The sequence below is a fragment of the Bradyrhizobium sp. P2_E8 genome (genome assembly GCF_056403875.1).
On sequence record NZ_JBFUES010000067.1, the window covers coordinates 1 to 14707 of the forward strand.

The window sequence follows — 14707 nt, forward strand, 5'->3', positions numbered from 1 at the left end:
GCAGTCCATCGCGCCGCCCTTCACGGCGACATAGCCGCGGTGCCAGAGCTGGTAGATGTTGTTCTCGACGCCCCAATTGATCCGCGCCTCGCGCACGAGGTCGGGCCGCACCTCAGCGGTGATGATCTCGTCGGCGCGACCGGTGGTGCCGTGCGCCAGCACCGTGCCGTCGAAATTGACGATCATGCCTTCGCCCATGGAATCGAACGAGCCATCGCTGCCGCACATGCAGACGTTCGCCGTCACCATCAGATTCTGGAACGAATTGGCCTGGTTGGTGAAGCGCCAGGCTTCGCGGATCGGCGCGGTGTAGCCGGCGGTGCGGATCATGATCTCGGCGCCCTTGTAGGCGCATTCCCGCGCCATCTCCGGGAACATGCCGTCGTGGCAGATGATCAGCGCGATCCTGGCGCCTTTCGGTCCCTCGATCACGGGAATGCCGATGTCGCCGGGCTCCCACGGCTCGACCGGAATCCAGGGATGGAGCTTGCGGTAGTACAGCTTGATCTCGCCGTGATCGTCGATGATCAGGCCGGAGTTGTAGGGATTGCCGTGCGGGTTGAACTCCATGATGGAGAAGCAGCCCCAGATCCCGTTGTCGACGCAAGCCTGCTTGAAGGCCGCGACTTCGGGCCCGTCGAGCCGGCACATGATCTCGGGATTGGTGTCCATCGAGAGGCCGTGCAGCGAGTATTCGGGGAACACCACCAGATCCATGGTGGAAAGGTTGCGGCGCGCCTTGCCGACCATCCAGACGATACGATCGGTCTGCTTTGCCAGATCGGCCCGAGTGACGACGTTCGGCAGTTGCAACTGCACCAGCCCGATGACCACGCCCTCAGGCGATTTGTTCAGCCCACCAAGCCCGTTCATGATCAGCTCCCTTGCTGGAACCAGAGCGCCGCGCCGTTGCGTGCGATCGTTTCGTGGAAGAGCAAATCCGATTTTGACGACGCGCAAAAGTCCATTTTTCAGGCGGGCGGCCGGGCGAGCCGACGCCCATTGCTGCGGCGCGGCGTGCCTCAAATCTCGGCTTGACCCTCCAAATTGCCTGATGTCAGACTTCTGACATGAGTACAGCAAAGCGACATATCGCCAATCTTCGCGACGAGTACGCCGAGATGACGCGGCAGCGCATCGTTGCGGCTTTCGTCGAGACGCTGGAGGACGAGGCGGCCGACGATATTTCCATGGCGGCAGTGGCCAAGCGCGCGAAGGTGGCTGAACGAACCATCTATCGGCACTTCAAGACCCGCGCGGAACTGTTTGCTGCGGCCGGCGAGTGGATCGAGGACAACGTCTTCAGTTACATTCCCTTTACCTCGCCCGACGAGCTGCCGGAGATCTTCCGCAAGCTGTGCAAGCGGTTCGACCGCCATCCGCATCTGGCGCGCGCCATTGCGATGACGCGGGCCGGCCGCCGGGTGCGCGCCGGCTTCCGGCGGCACCTGATCGACYAGCATCGCAAGGCGATGGCGCCGCTGGTGCAGCATCTCCCTGCGAAGGAGGTCCGTCAGGCGGAGGCGCTCGCGTCCTATCTCAACAACGTGCTGGCCTGGAATGCGATGCGTGAGGATTTCGGCATGACCAGCGGCGAGATCGCCGATGCCATCGAGTGGGCGCTCACGACCCTCCTGAAGGACGTCCGGCAGCGCGATGCCGCCGCGGCGCGCAGCGGCAAGGCCGGCAAATCTCCGCGGAAGCGAACCACGATCCGCGAACGTACCGGCGTAGAGTGAGGCAGGCCATGAATCCGATCCCCGACGACCTCCTGATCAACGCGCCCGACGAGGTTCGCATCCGCCAGGACCTGGTGCTGACGGCGCTCGGCCACCGCCCGGCCGATCGCTCCTTGCGGGTCGGCAGGTTGCTCGATGTGCACAGCCGCACCTGGAGCGAGGATCAGGAGATCGTCTTCAAGGGCCGGCGTATTGCCTGGGTCGGGCCTGCCGGCGACTATCCCGGCGAGGTCCGCGAGCGCGTGCATCGGCCGGATCTTGCCGCCGTGCCCGGCTTCGGCGAGGTGCACAAGCATATCGAAAGCTCGCACCTGACGCCGGAATGGGAGGCCGCGCTGGTGCTGCCGCATGGCAATACCTGGACCTGCGAGGCAAGCCACGAGTTCTCCAACGTCAACGGTGCGCGCAATCTCGAGTTCTGGTTCGAGGCGCGTCGCCGCGGCTCGCCGCTCAAGATCTTTCCGCAGCCCGGCTCGGCGGTGCCACCCACGGCCTATGAATGGGGCGGCGGCTGGTATGGCCGCGATGAGCAGGCGCGCTTCATGAGCGAGAGCCTGATGGTGACCGGGCTCGACGAGGTCATGGACTGGCCAGCGGTCTGGAATCCCGACAATCCGTCCTACAAGCGGCTCTGGGGCATGATCGAGGCGACATTCGCGGCGCGCGGCGTCGTCGAAGGCCATGCCTCTGGCTTGCGGGATCTGCCCTCCATCAACGCCTTTGCCGCGGCCGGGCTCGCGTCCGACCACGAAGTGCAGACTCCGGAGGAAACCTGGGACAAGCTCACCCGCGGCCTGTTCGTCGAGCTGCGCGTCTATGCCATGGACGAGATCGTCAGATGGCTGCTCGCGAAGGGTCTGCAGGACTGGTCGCAGATCGCGTTCACGACGGATGACCGCAGTGCCAGCCATACGCTCGAGCTCGGCGCCAGCGACCATAATGCGCGGGTCGCGATCGAGGCCGGCCTTGCGCCGGAAATCGCCATCCAGTGTCTCACCATCAATCCGGCGCGCCACATGCGCCTCACGCCGTTCGTCGGCAGCCTGGCTCCAGGCCGTTTCGGCGACGTGGTGCTGCTCTCGGATGTTGCCAAACTCACGATCGCCGAAGTGTGGGCCGATGGCGCCCAGATCTCCGAGGGCAAGCGTTACCTCGGCCAAGTGCCCGAGATCCTCTGGCCGGACTGGGCAACGAAGACGGTCAACATCAAGCGCTCGATCAAGCCTCAGGATTTCGAGCTGCGGGCCGAGCCCGGCCGTACCACGATGAAGGCGGCCGTGATCCGTCCCTTCCATTGGCATCCCGAATTCTACACCCTCGAACTGCCGGTGCGCGACGGTGCCGTGCAGCGCGACGAGAGCGAGGCCATCACCAAATTTGCGATCGTCGACCGCTTTTCGGGCGACGGGCGCATCGCAAAGATGTTCTGGCGCGGTTGTGGACCGCGCACGCCGGAGACGGCAGTTGCCTGCTCGGTGGCGCACGACAAGCACAATATCTGGGTGGTCGGCTCGTCCGACGCGGCGATGGCGAAGGCGGTGAACGCGCTGATCGAACTTCAGGGCGGATGGGCGCTGGTGCGCGAGGGCGAGCTGGTTGCAACCGTGCGCTTCGAGGTCGGCGGGCTGATGAGCTGCCGCTCGGCGCAAGCGCTCGATGCCGAGATGCAGGCGCTCTACGCGGAGGGACGCAAGGTCGACTGGATGTATGAGCCGACCTACCGGCCTCGCTGGTATCCGGGATTCCCCGAGCGGCTGATGTTCGCGACGCTGACCTGCGCGCCCTGGAGCTGGGTGCTGGTGGCGCCGTGTGAGCAGGCGCCGCTCGGCTTCATCAACGTGCAGACCGGCGAAGCACACCCGGTGGTCTGGTAGGGGAGGATTGGGATGAACGAGATGACGAAGCCGCAAGCCGCCTCCACGGAGCCGGCGCCGCGCGCAGCCGCTGGACCGCTCGATCGCATCTTCGGCCTCACCGAACGTGGCACGAGCGTCGGCCGCGAGGTGATGGCCGGCGCGACGACGTTCGCGGCGATGGCCTATATCATCGCCGTGAACCCGGCGATCATGTCCAACGCCGGAATGGATCGTGCCGATCTGGTCAGCGCCACGGCACTCGCCGCGATTGTCGGCTCGGTGATGATGGGGCTGTGGGCCAATCTGCCGCTCGCTGTTGCGCCGGCGATGGGATCGAACGTCATCTTCACCTATGTCATCGTCAAGCAGATGGGCATGCCCTGGCAGGGCGCGCTCGCCATGGTCGCCTTCACCGGCGTTCTGTTCCTGATCCTCAGCCTGTCGAAGCTGCGCGAGAAAGTCGCGAAGGACGTGCCGGAGGCGCTGAAGATCGGCATCCAGGCGGCCGTCGGCACGCTCATCGTCTTCATTGCGTTGCGCGGCGCCGGCTTCGTGGTCCAGAACCCGTCGACCTACATCGCGATGGGATCGCTGCGCAGCCCGCCGGTGCTGCTGACGCTGTTTGGCCTCCTGCTCACGCCGGTGCTGGTGGCGCGCCGGGTGCCGGCGGCGCTGATCCTGTCGATCGCGGTACTCACCCTGATCGGCTTCTTCGTTCCCGGCGGCAACGGCAAGATGGTGACGTCGGTGCCTTCGGCGATCATGTCATGGCCCCGCTGGCCGAGCAGCACCTTCATGGCGCTCGACTTCGGCTATCTCTTCAGCCATTTCGTGGTGGCGCTGCCGCTGCTGTTCTATTTCCTGTGTGCCGAATTCTTCTCGACGCTGGGCACGCTGATCGGCGTGACGGGCGCCGCCAATCTGCGCAAGCCCGATGGCTCGATCCCGAACGCCACCGCCGCATTTGCAACCGATGCGACGGCATCCATCGTCGGCCCGCTCCTCGGCACCTCCGTCGTCACGGCGTACATCGAGTCCATCACCGGCGTGCAGGCTGGTGGCCGCACGGGACTGACTTCGCTGACCGTTGCAGGGCTCTTCTTCCTCGCGCTGTTCTTCTGGCCGATCTTCGTCATCATCCCGCCACAAGCGACTGCGCCCGCGCTGGTGCTGGTCGGTGTGCTGATGATGCAGGGGCTTGCCCGCATCGACATGACCGATCTCGGCAACGCAGTTCCGATCGTGCTGACGCTGCTCGTCACCGTTCTGACCAACAACCTCATCAACGGAATGGCCCTGGGCACGCTGAGCTATATCGCCCTGGAAGTGGCTGTCGGCCGGCGGTCGCAGATTCCGGCGATGGTGTGGGGGCTCGGCGTCGTGTTCGTCGCTTACGCGATAGTGATCGCCCAGATATTTTGATGCGCGGGCGCTACGCCGCGAGATCCAGCAATTTGCACGATCCGCGCACCAGCGCCTTGCGGCCGGCCGGTGTCATTGCGGGCGCGCCGTCATCGACGACGACGAGGCCGAGCTTGACGAGGCTTTCGACGACATAAGCCTTCGCGAGGCGACCGTTCGACACCGGGTTGCGAAGCGCCTTCAGCGCTTCCCACTGGTCGGGTGAAAGATCGAAGTCGAAATCGTTGCTCATGTTGCCTCAAGCGATCGTACCGTTCGCGCGCCTCTGTTAACGGCGCTGCATGAAGACCATGCGACGACAATGAGTCGGGAATTCGGTGGGCGGTTTAGAACTTCTCTTCACGAATTGCCGCACTTCGTTGCGCCACAAGAGTTAAGATCGTTCGCGCACGAATATCGTCCCGACCCGCGATCACTAATTGATGATTGGCTCTTGATCGTGGGGTGAAAGCTACCGCAGTGCACGGGAAGGATTGCTGTCCCATTCTGCGTCGCGATATGCACAGAAATCGTGAGGCGAGGGGTACGGGACTCTGCTAGGTTGATTCGTAGGGGATTGGCTTCACACAGCAGGGGTGTGAGTGCATGAACAGGCTGGTGGAAATTCGCAGTCAGGAATTCCTTTGCCGGGAGCGCGCCGCGCTGGATTCGGAGCGCCGGATGTTCTGGCTCGCGCAGGCCCAGGAATGGGAGCAGCGCGCGCTCGACGAAATCGCCTATCACTTTCGAGAGTGCAACCTCGTCCAGGCCGAGTTGGCTGCCGCCTGACGCCAGACGACGGATGTGATCGCCGTCTACTGATAAGTCGCCACGATGTCGGACACAGCGCGCTCGAGCTGCTGCGCCGTGGCGCATTGGCGCACCACGCTGCAAAAGGTCGCATAGCGCGGCATCTCGGAATCGCCAAAGCCCCAGGCGAGTCGCCCCTCGGGATTGAGCCAGACCAGCCGCTTCGAGCGCTCGGAGATCCGGCGCAAGATGTCGGCGCGCGGATCGAGATTGTTGCTGCGGGCATCGCCGAGCACGATCACGGTCGTCTGCGGCGTCAGCGCGCTCATGAAATCCTTCTCGAAATCGACCAGCGACGAGCCGTAGTCGGATGAGCCGAAGCCGACTTTGGACATGATCTCGGCCATCGCCTCTTCCGGCGATTTCGCTTCCAGGATGTCGCTGACCTCGATCAGGTGCGAGGAGAAGGCGAAGGAGCGGACGTCGTCGACCACCTCGTGCAGCGAGTGGATCAGGAGCAGGAAGAAATCGGAGACCTGCGCGACCGAGCCGGAGACGTCGCAGAGCGCGACGATTTTCGGCCGGTCGCGATGCTTGCGCTTCCACGCCGTGAGGAAGGGCACACCGCCCCAGGCCGCGTTACGACGCAGCGTGCGGCGGACGTCGAGATGCCCGCGGCGCTGGCGCTTGCGTGGCTTGGAATAGCGCTCGCGCAGGCGGCGCGCGATCTGGCGGATGAGGGCGCGCATCTCGGCGACCTGGCGCCGCTCGATGCGCGCAAGCGGCGCATTGCGCAGGATATCGTTGCGGAGGTTCTCGGCCTCTTCGCGGGCATAGAGCGCAAGACCCTGCGAGACGGTGTCGCGGACCGCTTCGCGCAAGGAGTCGAGCGCGGCGCGCAGGCGCTCGGCCAGCGCGGGATTGGTTGCAGTCAGCTGGTCGAGGTCGTCGCGCAGGCGCTGAAGGCCCATGGCGTCGAGGATGCGGCTGGAGAAGATGCCGCGCTGCGTGGAATAGCGGATGTCGGACAGGGACGCGGCGCCCGCCGCGCTGGCGATCGCAGCCGCGGTCGCATTGCGATCCTGCGAAAGCAGCATCTGCGCGAGCGGGCCCAATTCCTCTTGCGGCGAACCGCCGCCCGCATCACTGGCCGCGCCGGAAGAGGGAGCTTGATCCCTATCCTGCGACGGATCCTCGTCGGCGCCCTCAGGCTGCTCCTGCCGCGGCTCCGGCTGGCTGAAGAACAGATCAAAGCAGTCGCCGAGCGCGAGTTTCTCGTCCTGCGATYTGGCGAGCGTCAGAAGCAGGGTGTCGCGCAGGATGGTTCGGTCTGAAAAACYGACCTGCGCAACCGCGCGCATCGCATCGATGCTTTCGGCGGGCGAGACGTGTACGCCGGCGCCACGTGCTGCCCGAAAGAAACGATGGATGTTCTCGTGCATCGGCGTCAACCGAAGACGTTGGATCGTGCTGCCTTGGCAATGAAGGTCGTGATCTGGGGCTGGGCCGCCTCGATATCGGCTTCGTATTTCAAGAGCACGTTGAGCGTGTCCTTGACGATCTCGGTGTCGAGCTCGGAAGCCTGAAGCAGCACCAGCACGCGCGCCCAATCGATGGTCTCGCTGACCGAGGGCAGCTTCTTCAAATCCAGCGAGCGGATCTCGTGGATGAAACCGACCATCTGCCGGCGCAGCGTCTGCGAGATGCCGGGCACGCGGCTCTCGACGATGCGCTCCTCCAGCCGCTGCTCGGGGAAGCCGATATGCAGATGCAGGCAGCGCCGCTTCAGGGCATCGCCCAGGTCGCGCTCGCTGTTGGAGGTGAGGATCACCGTCGGCGGTGTGATGGCGGAGACGGTGCCGAGTTCGGGGATCGTGACCTGGAAGTCCGAAAGGATTTCCAGCAGCAGCGATTCAAACTCGGCGTCCGATTTGTCGATCTCGTCGATCAGCAGCACGCAACCGCCCGGCTGCTCCAGCGCCTGGAGTAGCGGCCGCGGCTCGACGAACTCCTTGGAGAAGAACACGTCGCCGAAATCGTGGAGCTGATCGAGCGCAGCGTGCAGCGTCTGCGCGCCGCCGAGCACCTCGCCGAGCTTGTCCTTGAGGATCTGCGTATAGAGAAGCTGCTTGGCGTATTTCCACTCATAGAGCGCCTTGGCCTCGTCGAGGCCCTCGTAGCATTGCAGGCGGATCATCTTCATGCCGCGCCAGGCGGCGATCGCCTTGGCAAGCTCGGTCTTGCCGACGCCCGCAGGGCCCTCGACCAGGATCGGCTTCTCGATCTGCTGCGACAAATAGACGGCAGTCGCGATCTGGCGGCTCGCGATATAACCCTGCGCGGCGAGGCCGCTCTCCACTGCCTCGATCGCGGTCGAGGGCTTCTGTTCAGCCACGAATGGGCGCTCCCAAAGGTCTTGCTTGAAGCCTGTTCTGCCTGCGTTCCAGGCAAAGAACAAGCCTCCTTTGGGAGACATCAGATCCGCGTGAACGGCGTTTTTTCCGCTTAACGCAAATACTTGAGCGGTCTGCCGATCGCGCGGTCAGTGCCGCAGCGGCTCCGGCTTCCGGATCGTCTGCCGGACCTCGGCGCCGCAATCGGCGCATTCATAGACGAAGTCGATCTTGGCAAGGCTCCAATGCGGTTCGACCTCGCGCACATACATCGGCAGGAACCCCATGCAGGTGGGGCAATTCACGGGCGCGATCTCGACATCCTGATGATGCTGTACATAAGCCGGCATCTCGGTTCTCCTTCGCAGGCGACCACCAAACCCCGCGCAAAAGCTACTGCCGGTTGCCCCGAGGCCGTCATCAACTCTTTCGAACAGAGGCGGAACGGCGGGCATTTGTCGTTCGCTGTGACATTCTTGTTACGTCTCTGTACTGTAACGGGCAGATGAAATGCCTATTTCACAGGCCGATCCGGTTCTCGGACCTTCACTGCAACGATAAGGGAGCAACCCCATGACGCATGCCATTCGCTTTCACAAGACCGGCGGGCCGGAAGTCCTGGTCTGGGAGGAGGTCAGTGTCGCCAAGCCCGGACCGGGCGAGGCGCGCATCCGCCACACCGCCGTCGGTCTCAACTTCGTCGACATCTACAACCGTTCGGGTCTTTATCCGGCGCAGCTGCCGAGCGGGCTCGGCAGCGAGGCGGCGGGCATTGTCGAGGAGATTGGGCCAGGTGTCACCGATCTGAAGCCGGGCGATCGCGTCGCCTATGGCGCCTCGCCGCTCGGCGCCTATTCCGAGGCGCGGCTGATCCCCGCCGACCGTCTGCTGAAGCTGCCTGACGGCGTCGACGACAAGACGGCGGCGGCGATGATGCTGAAGGGGCTGACGACGCAATATCTGATCCGGCAGACCTATCGGGTGAAGGCCGGCGACACGATCCTGCTCCATGCCGCGGCCGGTGGTGTTGGCCTGATCCTGAGCCAATGGGCCAAGCATCTCGGCGCGACCGTGATCGGCACCGTCAGCAACGACGAGAAGGCAAAGCTGGCCAAGGCGCATGGCTGCGACCATGTCATCATCTACACGCGCGAGGATTTCGTGAAACGCGTCGACGAGATCACCGGTGGCAAGAAGGTGCCGGTGGTCTACGACTCCGTCGGCAAGGACACGTTCCTGAAATCGCTGGACTGCCTCGCGCCGCTCGGCGTCGCTGCGCTGTTCGGCCAGTCCTCCGGCGCGGTCGAGCCACTCAATCTCGGCCTGCTCGCCCAGAAGGGCTCGCTCTACGTCACCCGTCCGACGCTGTTCACCTATGCCGCCAAGCGCGAGAGCCTGGTGGCGATGGCGGGCGAGCTGTTCGACGTCGTCAAGTCCGGCGCGGTCAAGATCGAGGTGCACCAGACCTATCCGCTGAAGGACGCGGCCAAGGCGCATGCCGATCTCGCGGCACGCAAGACGACGGGATCGACCGTGCTCCTGGTGTGATGCTCTGCCGGACGCTGACGCAGACCTCCCGGGCCTGCGTCACGTCCGTTCGTGCTTGCGCAGGTCGCGGACGTGATCGAGGCCGATCGCCTGGAGGTCGACATCTTCAGGCGGAACGTGGGGAAGGGTGGCCTCGGTCAGGATGGCCTCGGTGACGTCCTCGACCGAGCTCTCCGCGATCTCGTGGATGAACGAGATGTTCTGGTATTCACCCGAGGCAACGCGGGCGATGACCTCGCGCCTCGTGATTTCAGGATCGACGACGGCCTCGCGGCCGCGCCGCCCGTAGTCGATCATTACGACGAAATACTGCATGGAGACGATCCTGCCGCGCCCCAACGGTCGGAAGCGCGGCAGAGTATTTTCGAAAAACAGAATTAAGTCAAGTTCGATTTCCAAAAATCGGAAATCGGCGACCTATTTGCCCTTCTTGCGGGGGCGCGCCGACTTGGCGCGCAGCCGTTCGAGCTGACCCTTGGGCATGGAGAGGCAGATCTCCCCGACCCAGTCGAGCTTGACGCCGACGATCGGCTTGGCGTTGAAGCTGGTGAGATTGACGACGGAAGGGGATTTGCCCCGCTCGATGGTCTTCAAATAGCGTTCGCCGGTCTTGAGCCGGACCACGGCCTCTTCGCCGTAGAAGCTCGACAGCGGATGACGCTGGTCCTTGTAGACCACGATCACGTCGCCGCTCTCGTATTTTGGCAGCATCGAATCGCCGACGATCTCGAATGCAATCGTCTCTTCCATGATCGGGAAGGGCAGCGCGATGTCGCCGAGGCCCTCCGGAGGAACCTGCTCATAGTCCGGCTCAATCACGGCGCCGGCACCCACGCGACCCATGATCGGCGCGAGATTGAGCTCGAGATATTCCATGATCGGAATGATCTCCGAGGCCTTCACCAGGCGCTCGCCACCAAGAATCTCCGAGACCGCGCCGGGGCGCACGCCCATCGCTGCCGCCAGGCCCCCCTTGCTTTTGCCCGTCTTCTCCAGGCCCCGCTCGATCATTGCAACGTCCAACATGGTGATTCCCTCGATTGCCCATCGTCTCGCCTCTTGTAATCCGAAATTCGGAATTGATGCAATTATGAATATCAGAATTACGGCTTGACTCTCGCTTCGGAATACCGGAATGTGTGTCTCGCCTCCCGGTCGTGCGATCGGAGGAGGTGCATCACAGGACAGCAGCATGGAACCGGGTCATTGGCCGTCGGAGCACTCCGACGCGCTTCGCGACTATTTTCTCAAGGGAATATCTTATGCGGAGATCGGAAGACGGATTAACGCAAGGTTTGGAACGGCTTATACGCGCAGTGCAGTGGCCGGCCGCGCCAAGCGGCTCGGGCTCGTTGCGCCGGAACGGGTGACGAGCCCGTCGATCGTGCCTTCGCTGCCGGGCGAGACCGGTCTGCTTTCGCCGCGACGGCCGGCGTTAAATCTGCCGCCGAAGTCTGCACTGAAGCCCGCGCGGGCCAAGTTGCGCTGTGTCGGCGTTCAGCCGCGCCTCGTCCAGCTGGTCGATCTTGCGCCGGCCGACTGCCGTTACCCCTATGGAGGTGACAAGGACGGGGAGGAGATCTCCTTCTGCGGCCACCCGCGCCAGCCGGCCTCCAGCTATTGCGCGCCGCATGCGCGCCTGACGCGCCGCTCCGGGGCTGCGTCCGCCCGTGTCGCGGGTCCCGTCGTGCTGAGGCTGGTCTCCGCCGCCTGAGAGTGCGCTCGCCCGTTCAATCGTCAATCTTGCAAGGAGTATCCGAGTGGGACGTGTCCGACGCAACAGATCCTACAAACTGGCACAGATCTACGACCGGCGGTCGCGCGAGGTGCCATTCAATGCGGAAGTGGCGGAGGTCGAGATCGACAATCCGCTGGCGCTCGATCCCGGCGAGAAGATCATGGCAATCCGGTCGATCCGTAGCGATCCGCTCGGCCGCCTGCACTCGCACCACCAGATCGACGAGGCACAATACCGCGGCGGGCGCGCCTTCCAGAACGATTGGGAGCGGGCGGAGCGGGGCCCTCAGGCGATGGACCCAACCCGCGAATATGTCGATGGCGCCGGCACGCGCGAGCCCGTCACCGAGAGCCAGCGACAGGCGGTGCTGCGGCTGAACCGGATCGAGCGCGAACTCGGCACCGACGGCGCCGCTCTGGTGCACGACGTGCTGGTGCTGGGGCTGACCATGGATCAGATCGGGCAGCGTCGCGGCGTCCGTACGCAGCGCTGGAACGACTATTTTGCGCGGCGGTTTCGCGAATGCCTGGACCGGCTGGCGCTGATCTACGGCTTTGCGACGGAGGCGGGGACGCAGCGTGCAGACCAGCGCAGATGATTGCGGCCCGCCGGCGGTCTCGGCCGCCGGCGTGCCGGTCTGCTGCTTACGGATGCGGTACAATCTGGTAAGGCGTCGTGTAGGGCTCGACACGCAGCGAGGCGTTGGCCAAAAGCCCGATCCTGGCGGTCGGTGCCTGCTGCAATTCGCCGTTCGGGCCGCGATGCACGTTGTATTGCCAGACGGTGAGGTCACCCTTCTGCGCCAGCGCGTGCGCAACCGCGCTCGCGTCATTGCCGCCGAGCGCCTGGAGCTCCTCCGCCGACAGTCCGACGACAATTTCGTCCTTGATGGTGACGATCTTGAACAGATTCATCTTGGTCTCCTGCGCCCATGCGCCTTGTGTCGAGAGGGTGAAGAGCGCAACCGCGGCGCCCTTGATGAGATCGCAGCGAGAAAGCATGCCGTCGTCCTTTGGTGCTGACGCGCGCCCGAATCGGTTGAGTCCGTCAGCCATGGCGCCCGTGATCTGCGTGGCCGTATCGCAACGCTTGGTCGTCCGATCTTGAACGATGGTTCATCGGCGGCAACATGTCGGGAGCGATGAACCTTGATGCGAAGAAGCGAGTCCAAGAAGGCTCGAGGGGATACGTCAGATGAAATTCGCCCGCATTGTTTGCCTTCTTGTGTCTGCCGGTATCGCAGGCACCGTCGCGGCGGCAGATCCCTTCTACATCGGAAGCTGGACATTTGCGGCTGCCGTGGTCGCGCCATGGGCCGATGCGCAACGCAAGCCTGACGACACGGAGCGGGCGCGGCTGATGGGCAAGACAGTCGTCCTGAAGGCGAAGGAAATCTCGGGGCCGCGCCCCTTTGCCTGCGCCAGGCCGCAGTACAAGGTGACGGATTATGGCCCCGACATGATCTTCCAGGGCGCATTCGACGAGATGCAACGTGCCGACAAGAAGGCCGATCCCAAGGCGCTTGCCGCCTCGCTTGGCTTCGCTGGCGTCCCGATCAGGACTTTGGAGACCGGCTGCGAGATCGACGTTCATTTCGTCGACGATACAACCGCCGAGGTGGGACTCAACAATTACGTGTATACGCTGAAGAAGCGTTAGATCGCCTGCGTCAATGCCCATTCATGCCGGAACCAAGGCGAAATGCTGTGCTGGTTGACAGCAATCAGGGCCGTGTGCGTGACTGATGCCGCTTCTTGACGCAGGTGGGTGACGGCGGTCCATATTCCTGTTATCCGGAATCGCGGTGGTGCGATGCAGACGAAGCATCGCTAAGCCGTTGGTCGGGCTTGCCGGAAGGGTTGTTTCTTGGCATAACTACAACCTGTTCGGTTGAGCCCGAGCGTGCTAGCCCGCCGGAACCCCCAACCGAGAGTTCGTCCTCTCCATGGCACCCGGTTATGGTGTTCGGCTCTCGAGTGGGACGATCAGGAAGGCCGATGCTTGTCATGGGTGCGAGAYGAAGAACCTCAACTTCGCGGCTGAACTGCACCTCAAGCTCGGCGCGCCTGCGAGCGGCACGGTCGAAAGCCTGCGCCTGCTCCGCGCTTTTTTGAAGCTCGCGCCTCGCCAGCGCTTCGAGGTCATCAAGCTCGTTGAAGACCTCGCCACCGAAGAAGCCCTTTCCGAACACCCCCTGTCCTGAGCCGGGCGTACGTCCAAACGCCTTTTCCTTCGTTTTCCTGCCCAAGCCGGACCGCCGGGGGACGTTTGCCCCTGGGTTCGCCGCTGGAATGCGGTCCGGCAAGTGTGGTATTTAGCTAAGAAAAAGGGAGGAGTGTGACCATGATCGAACCGAAGCTCGAAGTTCCGGCCGAACTGCGCGACTTGGCCGAGAAGACGATCGACCAGGCGGAACAGGCTTTCGGCATGTTTTTCGATGCCGCCACCAAATCGATGTCATCCGTTCCCGGAGCAGGGACRGAAGTGTCGAAGCAGGCGCTCGCTTTCACCGAGCAGAACATGAAGTCGGCGTTCGAGCATGCGCGCAAGCTCGTTCATGCCACCGACCTTCAGGAAGCGATGCGAATCCAGTCCGACTTCCTGCGCAGCCAGTTCACCAGCGCCGGAGACCACATGCGCCAGATGACCGGCAGTCTCATGCAGCCAGGCAAGGGCAAATCCTGATTCCCGGTCTGTGCGCTGCGTGCCTACAAATTGATCTTGCGCCGCATGGAGATCCGGATTTCGATGCTGGCGCAGGTCCATGATGGGCCACCGAATGGTTTCTCATTCGCCGTCCATCATCCTTTCTGCTGATCCCTGTCGGTCCTCCGGCAGGGATTTGCATTTTGTGACAAATTTCGCGATTGGCCGGCGCTCTATGGACGCAGCGATCCGATATAGGCCGCGATGTCGCCGGCTTCGGTCCGGCTCAAGGGAAAGCTCGGCATCTTCGGATGCGGGTCGAGCAGGAAGAAGGCGAGCTTCTCCGGACTGAAGTCCGGCCGGCGCGCAACGGATGCGAAGGAAGGGACGTCGGCGCTGGCTTCCGCCTGGCCATTGGCCACGACATGGCAACTTGCGCACCAGCGCTTGGCCAGGTCGGCACCGTGACCGGCATCGGCGGCGAGAGCGGATGAGGAACTCGAGGCCACGGCAAGCAGCAGGCAAATTCGTCTCAAATGCTGGTGCATCGGGCAACCCTCATGCGTTCGCTTGCGGCCACCATGCTCATCCGCAGCACGATCCCGGAAATTGGGAGAGATCGATGCGGGCGATGAT

19 protein-coding genes are annotated in these 14707 nt (G+C 63.6%); 10 read left to right on the forward strand and 9 right to left on the reverse strand.

The features are described 5' to 3' along the window. Positions 1 to 873, reverse strand: an 873-nt coding sequence (locus tag AC1D00_RS06005) for a formamidase (protein WP_477010030.1), incomplete at its 3' end; no start/stop codon positions are given. A 197-nt stretch (positions 874 to 1070) separates the two neighbouring features. Between AC1D00_RS06005 and AC1D00_RS06010 the strand changes: the two genes are divergently transcribed. The 3 genes from AC1D00_RS06010 to AC1D00_RS06020 are packed head-to-tail and all read left to right on the forward strand — an operon-like array spanning position 1071 to position 5017. Further along, the gene (locus tag AC1D00_RS06010; protein WP_477010031.1) at positions 1071 to 1739 is read left to right on the forward strand and encodes a TetR/AcrR family transcriptional regulator; all 669 of its coding nucleotides are present in this window, start codon (positions 1071 to 1073) and stop codon (positions 1737 to 1739) included. An 8-nt stretch (positions 1740 to 1747) separates the two neighbouring features. Then, on the forward strand, positions 1748 to 3613 hold the full coding sequence (locus AC1D00_RS06015; protein ID WP_477010032.1) for an adenine deaminase: 1866 nt from the start codon (positions 1748 to 1750) through the stop codon (positions 3611 to 3613). A 12-nt stretch (positions 3614 to 3625) separates the two neighbouring features. Next, the gene (locus tag AC1D00_RS06020) at positions 3626 to 5017 is read left to right on the forward strand and encodes an NCS2 family permease (RefSeq protein ID WP_477010033.1); all 1392 of its coding nucleotides are present in this window, start codon (positions 3626 to 3628) and stop codon (positions 5015 to 5017) included. 10 nt (positions 5018 to 5027) lie between these two features. On the opposite strand, the gene AC1D00_RS06025 is transcribed toward AC1D00_RS06020, so the two are convergent. Continuing rightward, the gene (locus AC1D00_RS06025; protein ID WP_038966715.1) at positions 5028 to 5249 is read right to left on the reverse strand and encodes a hypothetical protein; all 222 of its coding nucleotides are present in this window, start codon (positions 5247 to 5249) and stop codon (positions 5028 to 5030) included. Positions 5250 to 5602: 353 nt separating this feature from the next. Here AC1D00_RS06025 and AC1D00_RS06030 point away from each other — a divergent pair, with 353 nt between their 5' ends. Further along, a complete protein-coding gene (locus AC1D00_RS06030) occupies positions 5603 to 5785 on the forward strand; it encodes a hypothetical protein (RefSeq protein ID WP_025576443.1) in 183 nt (60 codons plus the stop codon). Between the two features lie 26 nt (positions 5786 to 5811). Here the strand turns inward: AC1D00_RS06030 and AC1D00_RS06035 are convergent, their stop codons facing one another. The 3 genes from AC1D00_RS06035 to AC1D00_RS06045 form a co-directional block, all read right to left on the reverse strand. Then, positions 5812 to 7188, reverse strand: coding sequence for a vWA domain-containing protein (locus AC1D00_RS06035; RefSeq protein ID WP_477010034.1), 1377 nt, complete (start codon positions 7186 to 7188; stop codon positions 5812 to 5814). A 5-nt stretch (positions 7189 to 7193) separates the two neighbouring features. Further along, positions 7194 to 8141, reverse strand: a complete 948-nt coding sequence (locus tag AC1D00_RS06040; RefSeq protein ID WP_025576438.1) for an AAA family ATPase — start codon at positions 8139 to 8141, stop codon at positions 7194 to 7196. Between the two features lie 147 nt (positions 8142 to 8288). Next, positions 8289 to 8489: a hypothetical protein gene (locus AC1D00_RS06045; RefSeq protein WP_404558157.1), complete on the reverse strand. Its 201-nt coding sequence runs from the start codon at positions 8487 to 8489 to the stop codon at positions 8289 to 8291. Positions 8490 to 8712: 223 nt separating this feature from the next. Between AC1D00_RS06045 and AC1D00_RS06050 the strand changes: the two genes are divergently transcribed. Further along, the gene (locus AC1D00_RS06050) at positions 8713 to 9687 is read left to right on the forward strand and encodes a quinone oxidoreductase family protein (RefSeq protein WP_135176631.1); all 975 of its coding nucleotides are present in this window, start codon (positions 8713 to 8715) and stop codon (positions 9685 to 9687) included. 39 nt (positions 9688 to 9726) lie between these two features. Here AC1D00_RS06050 and AC1D00_RS06055 read toward each other — a convergent pair whose 3' ends face one another. Further along, on the reverse strand, positions 9727 to 10002 hold the full coding sequence (locus tag AC1D00_RS06055; protein WP_404558156.1) for a hypothetical protein: 276 nt from the start codon (positions 10000 to 10002) through the stop codon (positions 9727 to 9729). A 102-nt stretch (positions 10003 to 10104) separates the two neighbouring features. Continuing rightward, positions 10105 to 10713, reverse strand: coding sequence for a S24 family peptidase (locus tag AC1D00_RS06060; RefSeq protein ID WP_027545883.1), 609 nt, complete (start codon positions 10711 to 10713; stop codon positions 10105 to 10107). A 166-nt stretch (positions 10714 to 10879) separates the two neighbouring features. Here AC1D00_RS06060 and AC1D00_RS06065 point away from each other — a divergent pair, with 166 nt between their 5' ends. Together AC1D00_RS06065 and AC1D00_RS06070 are read left to right on the forward strand one after the other, a co-directional pair. After that, positions 10880 to 11401, forward strand: a complete 522-nt coding sequence (locus tag AC1D00_RS06065) for a GcrA family cell cycle regulator (protein WP_477010035.1) — start codon at positions 10880 to 10882, stop codon at positions 11399 to 11401. A gap of 46 nt (positions 11402 to 11447) precedes the next feature. After that, the gene (locus AC1D00_RS06070; protein WP_477010036.1) at positions 11448 to 12023 is read left to right on the forward strand and encodes a hypothetical protein; all 576 of its coding nucleotides are present in this window, start codon (positions 11448 to 11450) and stop codon (positions 12021 to 12023) included. 46 nt (positions 12024 to 12069) lie between these two features. Here AC1D00_RS06070 and AC1D00_RS06075 read toward each other — a convergent pair whose 3' ends face one another. After that, on the reverse strand, positions 12070 to 12426 hold the full coding sequence (locus AC1D00_RS06075; protein WP_477010037.1) for a hypothetical protein: 357 nt from the start codon (positions 12424 to 12426) through the stop codon (positions 12070 to 12072). 193 nt (positions 12427 to 12619) lie between these two features. Between AC1D00_RS06075 and AC1D00_RS06080 the strand changes: the two genes are divergently transcribed. The 3 genes from AC1D00_RS06080 (at position 12620) to AC1D00_RS06090 (ending at position 14110) form a co-directional block, all read left to right on the forward strand. Further along, positions 12620 to 13084 carry a hypothetical protein gene (locus AC1D00_RS06080; protein ID WP_477010038.1) on the forward strand — a complete coding sequence of 155 codons (465 nt, stop codon included), beginning with the start codon at positions 12620 to 12622 and terminating at the stop codon, positions 13082 to 13084. A gap of 325 nt (positions 13085 to 13409) precedes the next feature. Beyond that, positions 13410 to 13628, forward strand: coding sequence for a hypothetical protein (locus AC1D00_RS06085; protein ID WP_477010039.1), 219 nt, complete (start codon positions 13410 to 13412; stop codon positions 13626 to 13628). 140 nt (positions 13629 to 13768) lie between these two features. Then, a complete protein-coding gene (locus AC1D00_RS06090; protein WP_027545889.1) occupies positions 13769 to 14110 on the forward strand; it encodes a phasin in 342 nt (113 codons plus the stop codon). Positions 14111 to 14304: 194 nt separating this feature from the next. On the opposite strand, the gene AC1D00_RS06095 is transcribed toward AC1D00_RS06090, so the two are convergent. Then, positions 14305 to 14619 (reverse strand): c-type cytochrome, encoded by a 315-nt coding sequence (locus AC1D00_RS06095; RefSeq protein WP_027545890.1) that lies wholly within the window; start codon positions 14617 to 14619, stop codon positions 14305 to 14307. Between the last annotated feature and the right edge of the window lie 88 nt (positions 14620 to 14707).